A 12,155-nucleotide genomic window follows, 5' to 3' on the forward strand; every position below is an offset into this window, starting at 1 on the left:
CTCCCGGCTCCGGTGCCGAAAGATGGGGACGGCCCGCCGGTGGCTCGCCCGAGAAAGGGATCACGATGGAAGCGTTTCCCCCGATGCCCAGCGAGCCGCCCGCCGAGCCCGAAAGGACCGCCGGCTCCGGGCAGCAGCCCACCGAACCCGACATACTCGCGTCCGGGCCCGACCGCCCGGTGTTCGAGCTGGCGCCCGTGCCCGTACGGGCCCGGGACCCGTACGCCGTCGGGCTCGCCAACGCCTCGCTGCTGGGCATCGGGTACGGGATGCTCCGCAGGCCCCGGATCGCGCTCGGCACCGCGGGCGTGTCGGTCATACTCGTCATCCTGCTGGCGACGGCCGGACGGAACGCGTGGTTCCAGGCCGTCGTGCTGGCGTGGTGGATCGGCGTCACGGTGCACGGCTGGTATCTCGCCGGGGGCCGCCTGCCCCGCCGCGGCGCCGCCGCGCCGGGGGCATCCCCGCAGGCCACGGAGTCGCAGCCGACGGAGCCCGCGCAGCCCGCCGTAGCGGCACACGCCGCGGAGCCTCAGCCCGAGCCCGCCGACGCGCCTCCCACGCCCCCGCCCCCGCCCCCCGCCGCACCCCCCGTCCTCCCCGCGAACGTGCGCCGCGACCGCCTCGTCGCCCTCCTCGTCGCCGCCCCCGTCCTCCTCGCCTGCACCTCCCTGCGCCTCGACGCCTCCCGGATCGAGGACAACGCCGCCGACGCCCACCGCGCCGGCGAGTGCGACCAGGCCGTCTCCGACCTCGACGGCCTCTGGTTCGGCCACCGCCTCGCCGACGCCCCGCTGACCGCCCGCGCCGAGGACAGCACCGAGGCGTGCGAGCTGCTGCTCAAGGCCGAGGAGGAGTCCGGTCGCCACCGCGTACGCGGCGCCCGCACCCTCCAGGAGTACGCGAAACACCCCGCCGCGCTCTGGAAGGGCGCCGACGACCGCCGGGCAGACCTCTTCCTCGCCGAGGCCGGAGACAAGCTGGAAGCCGGGCTGACCGGCGACACCACCGCGCTGAGTGCCGGTTTCGGCCATCTCGGCACCGTCCTCGACGAGTTCACGGGCGAGAACGGCGGCAAGGACCGCGGCGGCGACGTGGACGAGGTGCTGGACGGGTTCCTCGGCGCGCTCCCCACCGACGACGCCTGCCAGACGGAGAAGGTCACCGACTGGCTCGCGCAGCGCGAGAGCGGCGACGACGCGCTGGACCGGGCCGCCGACGTCGTCCCCGAGGTCGCGCCCGCCGCGCTGGTCGGGTGCGGCGACGCGCTGATGGCCGACGGCACCTGGGAGGAGGCCCGTGCGCAGTACCGGCAGCTCCTCGACGAGTATCCCGACCATGAGCTGGCCGGCGCGTCCGAGGACGGAATCGAGCGCGCGGACCTGGCCATCCAGCTCGACAACGTACGCGGGCTGCTGTCCGGCGGGGGCGGCGGCAAGCCCGAGTACTGCGACAACCCGGCCCCGTACCGCGGGGCGAAGCCCTACCGCGGCGGCGGCCCGCACCGCGCGATGCTCTACGGGCAGAACAAGCACCGGTCCAAGCTCCCGTCCTCCTGGAAGGCGAAGGACGCGAAGGACGCGGTGGTGGTGATCTGCGCCGGCGAGACCGATTACGGCGCCACCGTCGCGACCTGCCCGTACGAGTACGGCCCGGGCAACAGCAAGATCCAGAACGTGTCGTTCAAGAACCGGCGGATCCCGGTGCGGGTGTACGAACTGCGCACCGGCAAGCTGGTGGAGAAGACCAGCGTGGAGATAGGCGGCTCCAGTTGCCCGGCCCTGCTGCCGTACACGTACTACGACGTCGACACCGGCCCGCCGTCCGTGGCGTACGTCACGTCGTCCAAGTCCGACGTGCGCGCGGGATACGAGTCGCTGATCCATCCGTGAGAGCCACCCCTGAGAGCCGGGTCCGGTCCGGGTCGGTGGCGGCCGACCCGGACCGGACCGGCTGAACGCCCGCCGGTGGCAGGCGGACTCGCCGGGCGAGCAGGCTCAGTTGGTCGCCAGCGCGTACGCCAGGTCGGGGACGAACTGCCCCGCCCGCGCCGCGCAGCCGTCAGCCTCGCCGGGCGGCTTGACCCACAGCAGCGCGTCCACGGCGTCGTCCCCGGTCGCCAGCGTCGGTTCCGCGCCCAGCGCGCGTCCCGAGGGGTCGCACCACTGGCCGTTGGAGCCGTTGCCGTTGCGGCTGGTGTCCACGACCAGGTTGAGGTCAGGGTCGCCGAGGGCGGCCAGGATCTGCTTGCCGTACGCGACTTCCTCCGCCGTGGTGCGGAAGTTGGAGACGTTGGTGAACACGCCGTCCGCCGCCGCGACCCCGGAGGCCGCCAGCCGGGCGGCCTGGTCGCCGGGGGAGTGCCAGGCGGAGTGGCCGCCGTCGAGGTAGACGTGGGTCTGCGGGCCCGCGGCCTTCAGGGTGGTGACGGCCTGCCGCAGCGCCGCGTGCCGGGCGTCGCGGCCCGCCTGGTCGAGGCAGTCCTCCAGGGCGAGCGCGTCGGTCTCCAGGATGACCACCACGGGGTGGTCGCCGAGGCCGGCGGCGATGAGCCGGATCCAGTTCTGGTACGAGGGCAGGTCGGGGGCGCCGCCTGAGCTGGCGCCGCCGCAGTCGCGGTTGGGGATGCCGTAGACGGAGAGCACGGGCAGGGCGTCGCCGGCGGCGGACATGTAGCCGGTGACCTCCTGCTGCACGGTGCCGGGGTTGTACTGGGAGAGCCAGCGGGCCTGCGGCCGGGAGGCGATCCGGTCGGCGATGACCGGCTGCCGCCAGTCGCCGGGGTTGGCCGCGGTCCACCGCCGGACCTGGGAGTCGGGGTCGACGTACAGGGGGCCGGGCAGTGCGGCGGAGGCGTGCGGGGTGCCTCGTCCGGAGTGCGACTCCGCCGCAGGGGCCGGGGTGGCGAGCCCGGCGAGGGCGAGGCCGGCGCCGAGGAGTCCTGCCAGGGTGGTGCGGCGCCATCGGCGCAGGATGCGTACGCGCATGGTGGTCCGTCCTTGTCGCGTCTGCCGGAGACGGGTGGGTCCCCGGGTGGGAGGTGTGCCGTTTTGGGAGCGCTCCCATGCGTTGCCGGAGCATAGCGGCGGACCGCCGGGTTGGAAACACCGCCCGCGCGCGGGGCGGGGATGCGTGGGGCGTACCGCACGGCGGGAGGCCCGCGGGATCCGGGTTACAGTCGACCGGTGAACGTGGGAGGACCCGAGGACGGAGCCGTCGGCTGCCCGCTGACCGCCGTCGCCGCCAGGTACCTGCCCCGGCTGTCGGAGTTCGCTTTCGAGCCGGGGCTCGTCGCGGCCGTCGACCAGCACGCGGCCGCCGTACGCGATGCGCTCGTGCCCCGCCAGCGCCGCCCCTGGCACGACCTCCTGCCGCAGCGGATCGAGCGCGTCTGCGCGCCGCAGCGGATGCGGCGCGAGGATCTGACGGATTACGTGGTCGGGTTCACCGACGTGCTGGCCGAGAGCGACTGGCGCGAGCCGGTCGGATACGACTTCGCGGTGCTGCGGCTGACGGCGGTCTGCTGGCTGATCCGCGAGTACGACCTCCTGTCGGGCTGACCCGGCGAAGACCCCCTTGCGACTCCCCGCCGCACAAGCGGGTGAACGCGGCCCGCCGCCGGATTGCGCTGTCCGGTACGTCCCGTATCGTCACGAATGCCCCCGTGACCAGGAGGGACCGTGCCCGAACCCCAGCCCGTGCTGGCCCCGCCCGCCACCGCCGCGGTGTTCCTCGTCGTCACCGTCGCGCCCGGCGGCGAGGACACGATCCGCGACGTACTCGAAGACCTCCCCGCCCTCCAGCGCGCCGTGGGCTTCGGCGCCCCCGACGACGATCTGACGTGCGTCGCCGGCATCGGCGCCGACGTCTGGGGCCGGCTCTTCCAGGGCCCGCGCCCGGCCGGGCTGCACCCGTTCCGCGAGCTGGCGGGCGAGCACCACCGCGCCGTGGCCACCCCGGGCGACGTGCTCTTCCACATCCGCTCCCGGCGCATGGACCTCTGCTTCGAGCTGGCCAGACGGCTGCGCGCCCGGCTCGGCGACGCCGTCGCGGTCGCCGACGAGGTGCACGGCTTCAAGTACTACGACATGCGCGACCTGCTCGGCTTCGTCGACGGCACCGAGAACCCGGTCGGACAGGCCGCGGGCGCCGCGGTGTTCACCGGACCCGAGGACCCGCGGTTCGCCGGCGGCAGCTACGTGATGGTGCAGAAGTACGTGCACGACCTCGAAGCCTGGGAGGCGCTGAGCACCGAGGAGCAGGAGCGGGTCATCGGGCGCACCAAGCTGGGCAACACCGAACTGCCGGAGGGGGTGCAGCCCGACGACTCGCACGTCGCGCTCAACACCCTCACGGGCCCGGGCGGCGAGGAGCGCCAGGTCGTACGGGACAACATGCCGTTCGGCTCCGTCGGCGACGGCGAGTTCGGCACGTACTTCATCGGCTACGCGAGCGAGCCCGGGGTGCTGGAGGAAATGCTGGAGAACATGTTCCTCGGCCGCCCGCACGGGACGTACGACCGGATCCTGGACTTCTCCACGGCCGTGACCGGCTGCCTGTTCTTCGCCCCCGCGGCCGGCTTCCTCGACGACCTCCCGGACCTGCCCGCCGCCCTCGGCGCGGCGGCGACCGCCGTTCCGGACCCCGTCGCCCCGGACCCCGTACCCGACCCGCAGGGCGCCGGTGACGGCTCGCTGGGGATCGGCGGCCTCAAAGGAGCACCCGCACGATGAACAACCTGCACCGCGAACTCGCTCCGGTCACCCAGGCGGCCTGGGCGGAGATCGAGGAAGAGGCCCGGCGCACCTTCCGCCGCCATGTCGCGGGCCGCCGCGTCGTCGACGTCACCGGGCCCGAGGGCCCCGGGCTGGCCGCCGTCGGCACCGGGCACCTGGAGGAGATCGCCCCGCCCGCGCCCGGCGCGACCGCGCGGCTGCGCGCGGCGCAGTCGCTGATCGAGCTGCGGGTGCCGTTCACCGTCAGCCGCGACGCCGTGGACGACGTGGAGCGCGGCTCCCAGGACTCCGACTGGCAGCCGGTCAAGGACGCCGCCCGCACTGCCGCGTTCGCCGAGGACCGGATGATCGCCGACGGGTACGCGGCCGCCGGCGTCGAGGGCCTGCGCACGCGCAGCTCGCTGCCCGAGCTGAGCCTGCCCGCCGAGGTACGCGACTACCCGGACACCGTCAGCCAGGCGCTCTCGGCGCTGCGGCTGGCCGGGGTGGACGGCCCGTACTCGCTGCTGCTGGGGGCGGACGCGTACACGGCGGTGAGCGAGACCGCCGACCACGGCTATCCGGTCGCCCAGCACATCTCCCGGCTGCTGGACGGCGAGCTGATCTGGGCCCCGGCCATGACCGGCGGGCTCGCGCTGTCCACCCGGGGCGGCGACTTCGAGCTGCGCCTCGGCGAGGACCTGGCCATCGGGTACACCGCGCACGACGCGAAGACGGTGCAGCTCTACCTGCACGAGACGCTGACGTTCCTGACGTACACGGACGAGGCGATCGTCGTCCTACGGGCGTGACGGCCGGGCGCGACGGGGGCGACGACGCCAGGGGCGGCGACTGCGACGACGCCCGGGACGACGGCCGTGACGGCGACGGGGGCGGTGAAGGGGATCGCGGCCCGCAGCGCCGCCGGGACCCCCTGCTGCCCTGGCTGCGCGAAGCAGTACCCGTGGCGATCATGGTCGTCGCGTACTTCCTGCTGCCGCTGCACCTGCTGGGCGCGGAGAGGCCCGAGCTGAGCTGGACGCTCTTCGTGCTGGCGCTGGGCGCGGTGACGCTGCTGCTGCTCCGCGAGATCCGGGGGGTGCTGATGGACGTGCCGCACGCCCGCCCCGGGGTCACCATCCCGCTGCTGATGATCGCCTCGCTCCTCGTCTTCTCCGCCGCGTACAGCTCGATCGCCCGGCAGTCGGGGGAGTTCCACGGGCTGCGGACCCGGGTCGACGCGCTCTACTTCACGGTCGCGACCGTGGCGACCGTCGGCTACGGGGACATCACCGCGCAGGGGCAGACGGCCCGGATCCTGGTGATGGGGCAGATCTCGTACAGCTTCGTCTTCCTGACCGCCGCCGCGACCGCGCTGAGCCGCCGGCTGCGCCGGGCGCTCGGGGAGCGGCAGACGGCGGACGGGCGGCGGCACGGCGGGCGGCGGCACGGGCGCGGGCGGCGGCACGGCGACCGCAGGCGCGGCGGCGGTACGGGGCCGGGCGGCGGCCGGGCGGACGGGGCCGCAGGCCGGGGCGCGGGGCGGGGCTGAGGCCCGGGGCAGGGCCGGGCCGGGGCGGCGCCGGGGCCCGGGGCGTTCACCCGTACGGCCGTCACGGGATCGTCCGCCCGCGGTCCCGGCGTGATGCTGGGACTCCTGGCCACCCCCCGGCGGCCCTCGGCAAGGAGTGTGTTCCGATGACCTCCCCCACCGCCTCCTCCCACGACACCACGCCGTCGAGCCCCACCCCACCCAACCGCGGCGGCAGCCCCTGGGCGACGGGGGGCACGGTGTTCGCCGGGGTGCTGATGCTGGTGTACGGCGTCCTCGCCGTGTTCCAGGGCATCGCGGGCATCGCCCACAACGACGTGTACGCCCGGCAGGGCGACTACGTGTTCAAGTTCGACCTGACGACCTGGGGCTGGATCCACCTGATCCTCGGCGTCGTCGTCGCCGCGGCGGGCCTGGGCATACTCATGGGCAACGAGTGGGCCCGGCTGCTGGGCGTCGCGCTGGCCGCCCTGGCGGTGATCGCCAACTTCGCGTGGCTGCCGTACCTGCCGGTGTGGGCGATCGTGAACATCGCGATCGGCATCTTCGTGATCTGGGCGCTGTGCACCGACAGGTCCCGGTCCCTCGTCTGAGGCTTCGCGGCTCCGGCGGCGGGCGCCTCCGCTCCCATGCGGAAGCGCCCGCTCCGGCTGATGCGGTGTGACACCTTTCCATGCGGTGACGCTGAACTACGGGGGTCCCGACGTGTGGAGGTGTGAACCGTCAGCGCCGCAGACATGAACAACGGTTTCCACGAGCCGGCCCACCGCGCCCGCGATCTGGTCGCATTCCTCCGCGAGCGGTACACGGAGCAGCGCAGGACCGCCGTCGAGCAGCGGTTGCAGCACTGGCAGCGGGAGGTCGCCGAGCTGAACGCCAAGCAGGCCGTCGTGGACAACTGCGAGCGGTGGTCCCTCATCGCCGACGAGGCGGGGCGCAGGATCGCCGAGCGGGCCGCCGCCGGTCTCGGCGTCGAGCCGGGCGAGGCGCTGGAGGCGGCCCGGCTGGACGGCTGCGCGACGGCGATGATCCATGTCGTGGCGACGCTGGCGCTGCCGTACCAGCGCCACCCCGGGTACCGGGAGGCGTGGCGGCCGCCGCCGGGGCCGTGAGGCCCCGGCGGGGCGCGGGGTGAGCCGCCGGCGGCGCGGCGTCAGCCGCCGGAGCGGCCGAGGAGGGTGCGTACGCCCGCGGCGCTCAGCGTCAGCGCGCCGGGACTGCCGGTGTCGATGGTCAGATACACCTCGTCCGACGGCCAGGCGTTGGCCAGCAGCACCAGCGGCAGCTTGCGGTACCTGTCGACGGAGGGCAGCGCGTACCCCATCCGGGACTCGGAGGTGAAGACGGGCACGAGCCGGTCGCCGTTCGGCTGCTGCATCACCGGCAGCATCATGCTCTCCTCGGATCCGGCGCGCTCCTGCTCCGCGCCCTCCTCCGGCGGACCCGGTCCCTCGTCCGGCACGGGCACGAGGACTTCGCTGTGGGCCAGCGCGTGCAGCGCCGCCGGGTCCTTGGCGTCGGTCGCCAGTGCCTCCAGCGCCCGCTGAGTGGTCGAGGGGTCGCTCCCCTGCGGTGCCTCGGTCATGGTCCTTCGCTTCCTCCGGTGTGCCGCGGCGCGCAGTCCCTTTCCGGCCCGCCCGCGGCATTGCCTACCCCGTACAGCGTCGAACGTGCCCCCGCTGTCACTCCCCGAACGGGTGACGGAGCCGTTCCGGGTGTGCGCGCGGCCCGGAGGGACCATAATCCGGCGATGAGCGACCCCGGGGGCCAGGCACGACCCGATCCCAGAGCCGGTCACCGGCTCGCGCTGCACACCGCCGCCAAGAGGTTACGGGCGGAGTTCCAGGGGGTGTTCGGCGAGCAGACCATCGAGCGGTTCCTGTACGGCGCGTACGGGGACATAGCGGTACGCGGCGCCCCGCCGGACGACCTCCCGCGGCTCACCGAGCGCTACGCGCGCCGCCGGCTGCACGCGCTGGCCCGGGTGGAGGGGGTGAGCGGCGACGGGCGGCCGGTCGTGCTCTTCCTGTGCGTGCACAACGCCGGACGCAGCCTGATGGCGATGGGCCTGATGGCCCGGCTGGCGGGCAACCGCGCGGTGGCCTGGTCGGCGGGTTCCGCGCCGGGCGCCTCGGCCAACGCGGCGGCGGTCGCGGTGATGGGGGAGCGGGGGATCGACATCTCCGGGGAGTTCCCCACGGCGTGGACGGACGAGGTGGTCAGGGCGGCGGACGTGGTCGTCACGATGGGCTGCGGGGACGCCTGCCCGGTGTTCCCCGGCAAGCGCTACGTGGACTGGCCGCTGGCCGATCCGCACGGGTGGGTGGCGGCGGAGGTGCGTCCGCTGCGGGACGAGATCGAGCAGCGGGTCCGCAAACTCCTCGCGGACCTGGGCATACCGCCCCGCGGCTGACGGCGGCGTACGACCGCGCCCACGGGTTCCGTACGCCCGCCTGGGCGCGCCCGCTTCACCCGAAGGGCGGGCGGTGGCGCGCGTGTTGGTCTGCGGGCCCGCCGCCCGCCCTGCGGATCATGGTGGGGCCGCCGACCGCCGAGCGCGAAGGGCCCCCACCGTGACGCGAACCCGCACCGTACGCACGGCACTTGCCGTCCTCGTCGCCGCCGCAGGGCTGGCCGGCGGCCTCCCCGCCGCGGCAGTCGCCGCCGGACACCCCGACCCGGCGACCCACTCCGCGGCCGTCCACCGTCCGGCCGCCGACGGTGCCTCCGCCGGCCGGGCCGCCGTGCCCGCGCCCGCCGTGGGGGCCTCCCTGCGGGCCGCGCCCGTCTGCACCGGCGAGCGGCTCGGCGACGCCCGGCTGGGGCCCGAGTACCTGCCGGGCCGGTGGGAGCCGCGGGTGGGGCCGCTGCTGCGGGGCTGGCGGCCCACCGGCGCGCTCACGCCCGCCGCGTTCCTGGAGAAGTACTGGACGGGCCCCGCAGAGGGCGGCACCTGGAAGTACCCGCCGCACGACGGCTTCGCCGAGGTCAACGGGACCGTCGACCGGGAGGCGACGCGGCTGGAGGCCGGGCAGTTGCTCGACCGCTTCGGCTCGGAGTACGGCGGCTACCTCGCCCCCGCGGGCGACCGCTACGCCGAGCGCGCGCTGCCCCCGCAGAACCTCAACACCCGCGACCCCGGCGCCCCCTGCGACTACCGCGTCTACCAGGTCACCAAGCCGTTCTGGGTCTGGCAGGGGGCGGTCGCGCCGTGGTTCGAGCAGCCCGGCGGGGGCGAGCAGATCAAGCTGGACCCGGTGTTCCTCGACCCGGGCGAGGGGCAGCGGCTGAACGTCACCTGGCTGCTGGAGCACGGCTACCTGGCGCCCGCGTAACGTCTGGCGCCCCTGTCATGCCCGGCTGGCTGGGTGCCGGGCCGGCGGGGCGGGGCGTCAGTCGTGCTCGGAGACGAGGACGGCGACCGTGTCCGGTGCCAGGGCCTCGAAGACGTGCGGGACGTCGGCGGGGTACGAGGCGTAGTCACCCGGCTCCAGGTCGACCGGCTCCTCCGCGACGCCCACGCGCGCGTGCCCGCTGCTGAGTATCACGTGCTCCACGACGCCGGGTGAGTGCGGATCCGAGCGGCGCGGGGTGCCGGGCTGGACGGTGACGAGGTAGATGTCACGGCGGGCGTGGGCGGGGGAGGAGGCGAGCAGCGTCGCCGCGTAGTCGGCGTGCTCGGAGGGCACGGACGGGCCCTCGCCGCGGCGTATGACCTGCACCCGCGGGCGGGGCGGCTCGACCAGCCGGGAGAAGGGCGCGTCGAGCGCGACGCTGAGCGCCCACAGGGTCTCCACGCTCGGGTTGCCGGTGCCGGACTCCAGTTGGGAGAGCGTCGACTTGGCGATGCCCGCCCGGCGGGCCAGCTCCGTCAGCGTCAGCCCCGTACGGCGGCGCTCGCGCTGGAGCGACGCGGCGATGGCGTCAAGGGGGGCTCCGCCGCTCGGGACCATGACGCACTCCGTTCGCTCTGTCGGTCGTTCATTCGGCTTGACGAACAGAGTAGCGGATGTTCAGCATGGCAGTCATGCGTTCGATATGGCGAACCCTGCGCGGCGGCCTCGCCCGCGATATCGCGCTCGTCTGCGCCGCCGACACCCTGGTCGGCGTCTCCTTCGGGGCCATCGCGGTCGGCGAGGGGCTGCCGCTGTGGCTTCCGGTGCTGCTGTCGGTGGTGGTCTTCGCGGGGGCGGCCCAGTTCATGTTCGTCGGCATCGTCGCCTCCGGTGGTACGGCGCTGGCGGCGGTGGCGGCGGGGCTGCTGGTCAACGCGCGGCACGTGCCGTTCGGCTTCACCGTCGGCGACGCGCTGGGCGGCGGGAGGCTGCGGCGGTTCGCCGGCAGCCATCTGATGATCGACGAGACCGTGGCGTTCGCGCTGGCCCAGCGGGACCCGGTGCGGCGGCGGGCGGCGTACTGGGCGTGCGGCGTGGGCCTGTTCGTCTGCTGGAACCTGGGGGTGGTGCTCGGTGCCCTGGGCGGTACGGCGGTGAGCGACACGGACGCCTTCGGACTGGACGCGGCGTTCCCCGCGGTGCTGCTGGCGCTGGTGCTGCCGTCGCTGCGCGAGGCGGGTACACGGCGGGCGGCGCTGGTGGGGGTGGGCGTCTCGCTGGCGGCGGCGCCGTTCCTGCCGGCGGGGGTGCCGGTGCTGCTGGCGCTGGCGGGGCTCGCGGTGGCGGGGGCCGGCGGCGGCGAGGCGGCGCCGGAGCAGGGGAGCGGTGCGGTGGCGCAGGGTGGTCCGGTGGGCGGTCCGGTGCCTGAAGGCGGCGTGCCCGGGGGCGGTGTGCCGGGTGGCGGTGGCGACGAGCCCGGGGCCGGTTCGTACGACGAGGAGCGGGTGCCGTGAGCACGACGGCCCTGGTGCTCGCCGTCTTCGTGCTCGGCGCCGGCACGTTCGCCTTCCGCTTCGCCGGCCCCGCGCTGCGCTCCCGCGTACGTCTGGAGCCGCGGGTGGAGCGGCTGATGACCGTCGCGGCCATCGTGCTGCTCACCGCCCTGGTCGGCACGCAGGCACTGCTGGACGGCGGCGGCTTCGCGGGGATCGCGCGGCCGGCGGGCGTCGCGGTCGGCGGCGTCCTGGCGTGGCGGCGGGCGCCGTTCGTGGTCGTGGTCGTCGCCGCGGCGGCCACGGCGGCGCTGCTGCGGCTGCCAGGCGTGGACTGACCGGCCGCCGCCCGCCGTTGCCGCCCGTGCCGTACGGGCCGGGGGGTGAACCCGGCGGTCCCGGCCGGCGGGTGTCAAGCGGGGTCGAGGGGACCCAGGAGCCAACTCCCGGCCGAGGCGGGATCGTCGTCGAAGTAGTAGTCCCTGATGGCGGCGAGCAGGTCGGCGGTGGTGACGCGACCGTCCCCGTCGGCGTCCAGCCGGCGGAAGACCTCGCGGGCGTCGTGCGCCGGGAGGTTCATCAGTGCGCCCGTCCAGCGCACGTGCTCCTCCCGGTCGAGCGAGCCGTCGCCGTCGACGTCGGCGATCGCCATGATCGCCTCCAGGAACTCCCCGTACCCCTCGGCGAAGTCCTCCGGCGTCTCCAGCAGCCCGCGGCGAACGCCGCCGCGTACTCGGCCTCGTCGACCCGCCCGTCCCCGTCCGTGTCCGCGGCCCGTACGAGCCGCTCCCACACCCCGAGGCACAGCTCCTCCACCCGGCGCCGCGCCGGCGAGTCGGGGCCGTGGCCGAACTCCTCGCCCAGTTGCCGGGCGGCGCGCTCGAAGTCCGCGCGGTCGACGTAGCCGTCGCCGTCCGTGTCGTACGTGCGGAAGCGCCGCGCGAGCTTCCGCGCCAGGAACGTCGATACCTCCACGAGCCGTCCTCTCCGCAGGAATTGCCGCCGGCCCACGACGCTACGGCCGGTCCGCCGGGGTACACAGGGCGCCCGGACGGGCGCA

At 74.9% G+C, this 12,155-nt stretch carries 16 protein-coding genes; 11 read left to right on the top strand and 5 right to left on the bottom strand.

The window, feature by feature from the left end:
• The first annotated feature begins 65 nt into the window (after positions 1-65).
• Positions 66-1,892, top strand: coding sequence for a tetratricopeptide repeat protein (locus CXR04_RS26060; protein ID WP_159072394.1), 1,827 nt, complete (start codon positions 66-68; stop codon positions 1,890-1,892).
• Positions 1,893-1,997: 105 nt separating this feature from the next.
• Here CXR04_RS26060 and CXR04_RS26065 read toward each other — a convergent pair whose 3' ends face one another.
• Positions 1,998-2,987, bottom strand: coding sequence for a glycoside hydrolase family 6 protein (locus CXR04_RS26065; protein WP_101424686.1), 990 nt, complete (start codon positions 2,985-2,987; stop codon positions 1,998-2,000).
• A gap of 198 nt (positions 2,988-3,185) precedes the next feature.
• On the opposite strand from CXR04_RS26065, the gene CXR04_RS26070 reads away from it, so the two are divergent.
• The 6 genes from CXR04_RS26070 (at position 3,186) to CXR04_RS26095 (ending at position 7,379) form a co-directional block, all read left to right on the top strand.
• A complete protein-coding gene (locus CXR04_RS26070) occupies positions 3,186-3,560 on the top strand; it encodes a DUF6401 family natural product biosynthesis protein (RefSeq protein WP_101424687.1) in 375 nt (124 codons plus the stop codon).
• Positions 3,561-3,680: 120 nt separating this feature from the next.
• On the top strand, positions 3,681-4,733 hold the full coding sequence (locus tag CXR04_RS26075) for a Dyp-type peroxidase (protein WP_101424688.1): 1,053 nt from the start codon (positions 3,681-3,683) through the stop codon (positions 4,731-4,733).
• Positions 4,730-5,527, top strand: coding sequence for a family 1 encapsulin nanocompartment shell protein (locus tag CXR04_RS26080; protein ID WP_101424689.1), 798 nt, complete (start codon positions 4,730-4,732; stop codon positions 5,525-5,527). Before CXR04_RS26075 ends, CXR04_RS26080 begins: the two co-directional genes overlap by 4 nt.
• Entirely contained in the window at positions 5,524-6,267 is a 744-nt protein-coding gene (locus CXR04_RS26085) for a potassium channel family protein (protein WP_234380501.1), read from the top strand. The genes CXR04_RS26080 and CXR04_RS26085 overlap by 4 nt, the downstream gene beginning before the upstream one ends.
• A gap of 146 nt (positions 6,268-6,413) precedes the next feature.
• The gene (locus tag CXR04_RS26090) at positions 6,414-6,860 is read left to right on the top strand and encodes a DUF7144 family membrane protein (RefSeq protein WP_101424690.1); all 447 of its coding nucleotides are present in this window, start codon (positions 6,414-6,416) and stop codon (positions 6,858-6,860) included.
• A gap of 144 nt (positions 6,861-7,004) precedes the next feature.
• A complete protein-coding gene (locus CXR04_RS26095) occupies positions 7,005-7,379 on the top strand; it encodes a DUF6221 family protein (protein ID WP_234380503.1) in 375 nt (124 codons plus the stop codon).
• 41 nt (positions 7,380-7,420) lie between these two features.
• Here the strand turns inward: CXR04_RS26095 and CXR04_RS26100 are convergent, their stop codons facing one another.
• On the bottom strand, positions 7,421-7,852 hold the full coding sequence (locus CXR04_RS26100; protein ID WP_101424691.1) for an SseB family protein: 432 nt from the start codon (positions 7,850-7,852) through the stop codon (positions 7,421-7,423).
• A 165-nt stretch (positions 7,853-8,017) separates the two neighbouring features.
• On the opposite strand from CXR04_RS26100, the gene CXR04_RS26105 reads away from it, so the two are divergent.
• Both CXR04_RS26105 and CXR04_RS26110 read left to right on the top strand, forming a co-directional pair.
• Complete coding sequence (locus tag CXR04_RS26105) at positions 8,018-8,680, top strand: arsenate reductase/protein-tyrosine-phosphatase family protein (RefSeq protein ID WP_234380504.1); 663 nt, start codon at positions 8,018-8,020, stop codon at positions 8,678-8,680.
• Between the two features lie 160 nt (positions 8,681-8,840).
• Complete coding sequence (locus tag CXR04_RS26110; RefSeq protein WP_101424693.1) at positions 8,841-9,602, top strand: TNT domain-containing protein; 762 nt, start codon at positions 8,841-8,843, stop codon at positions 9,600-9,602.
• A 57-nt stretch (positions 9,603-9,659) separates the two neighbouring features.
• Here CXR04_RS26110 and CXR04_RS26115 read toward each other — a convergent pair whose 3' ends face one another.
• A complete protein-coding gene (locus CXR04_RS26115) occupies positions 9,660-10,220 on the bottom strand; it encodes a helix-turn-helix domain-containing protein (RefSeq protein WP_101424694.1) in 561 nt (186 codons plus the stop codon).
• Positions 10,221-10,294: 74 nt separating this feature from the next.
• Here CXR04_RS26115 and CXR04_RS36520 point away from each other — a divergent pair, with 74 nt between their 5' ends.
• Together CXR04_RS36520 and CXR04_RS26125 are read left to right on the top strand one after the other, a co-directional pair.
• On the top strand, positions 10,295-11,116 hold the full coding sequence (locus tag CXR04_RS36520) for an AzlC family ABC transporter permease (protein ID WP_267898208.1): 822 nt from the start codon (positions 10,295-10,297) through the stop codon (positions 11,114-11,116).
• Positions 11,113-11,433 carry an AzlD domain-containing protein gene (locus tag CXR04_RS26125; protein ID WP_101424696.1) on the top strand — a complete coding sequence of 107 codons (321 nt, stop codon included), beginning with the start codon at positions 11,113-11,115 and terminating at the stop codon, positions 11,431-11,433. Before CXR04_RS36520 ends, CXR04_RS26125 begins: the two co-directional genes overlap by 4 nt.
• Positions 11,434-11,507: 74 nt before the next feature.
• Here CXR04_RS26125 and CXR04_RS36150 read toward each other — a convergent pair whose 3' ends face one another.
• Together CXR04_RS36150 and CXR04_RS26130 are read right to left on the bottom strand one after the other, a co-directional pair.
• Positions 11,508-11,747 (bottom strand): EF-hand domain-containing protein, encoded by a 240-nt coding sequence (locus CXR04_RS36150; protein WP_234380505.1) that lies wholly within the window; start codon positions 11,745-11,747, stop codon positions 11,508-11,510.
• A complete protein-coding gene (locus CXR04_RS26130) occupies positions 11,675-12,070 on the bottom strand; it encodes an EF-hand domain-containing protein (protein WP_234380506.1) in 396 nt (131 codons plus the stop codon). Before CXR04_RS26130 ends, CXR04_RS36150 begins: the two co-directional genes overlap by 73 nt.
• Positions 12,071-12,155 lie beyond the last annotated feature (85 nt).

The organism is Streptomyces sp. CMB-StM0423 (genome assembly GCF_002847285.1).
In the GTDB taxonomy this organism is placed as follows: Bacteria; Actinomycetota; Actinomycetes; order Streptomycetales; family Streptomycetaceae; genus Streptomyces.

Excerpts from the sequence above, each read along its gene's own strand:
- CXR04_RS26060 (WP_159072394.1), top strand. The coding sequence starts at position 66 with ATGGAAGCGTTTCCCCCGATGCCCAGCGAGCCGCCCGCCGAGCCCGAA.
- CXR04_RS26065 (WP_101424686.1), bottom strand. The coding sequence starts at position 2,987 with ATGCGCGTACGCATCCTGCGCCGATGGCGCCGCACCACCCTGGCAGGA.
- CXR04_RS26080 (WP_101424689.1), top strand. The coding sequence starts at position 4,730 with ATGAACAACCTGCACCGCGAACTCGCTCCGGTCACCCAGGCGGCCTGG.
- CXR04_RS26090 (WP_101424690.1), top strand. The coding sequence starts at position 6,414 with ATGACCTCCCCCACCGCCTCCTCCCACGACACCACGCCGTCGAGCCCC.
- CXR04_RS26095 (WP_234380503.1), top strand. The coding sequence starts at position 7,005 with ATGAACAACGGTTTCCACGAGCCGGCCCACCGCGCCCGCGATCTGGTC.
- CXR04_RS26100 (WP_101424691.1), bottom strand. The coding sequence starts at position 7,852 with ATGACCGAGGCACCGCAGGGGAGCGACCCCTCGACCACTCAGCGGGCG.
- CXR04_RS26105 (WP_234380504.1), top strand. The coding sequence starts at position 8,018 with ATGAGCGACCCCGGGGGCCAGGCACGACCCGATCCCAGAGCCGGTCAC.
- CXR04_RS26115 (WP_101424694.1), bottom strand. The coding sequence starts at position 10,220 with ATGGTCCCGAGCGGCGGAGCCCCCCTTGACGCCATCGCCGCGTCGCTC.
- CXR04_RS36520 (WP_267898208.1), top strand. The coding sequence starts at position 10,295 with ATGCGTTCGATATGGCGAACCCTGCGCGGCGGCCTCGCCCGCGATATC.
- CXR04_RS36150 (WP_234380505.1), bottom strand. The coding sequence starts at position 11,747 with ATGGCGATCGCCGACGTCGACGGCGACGGCTCGCTCGACCGGGAGGAG.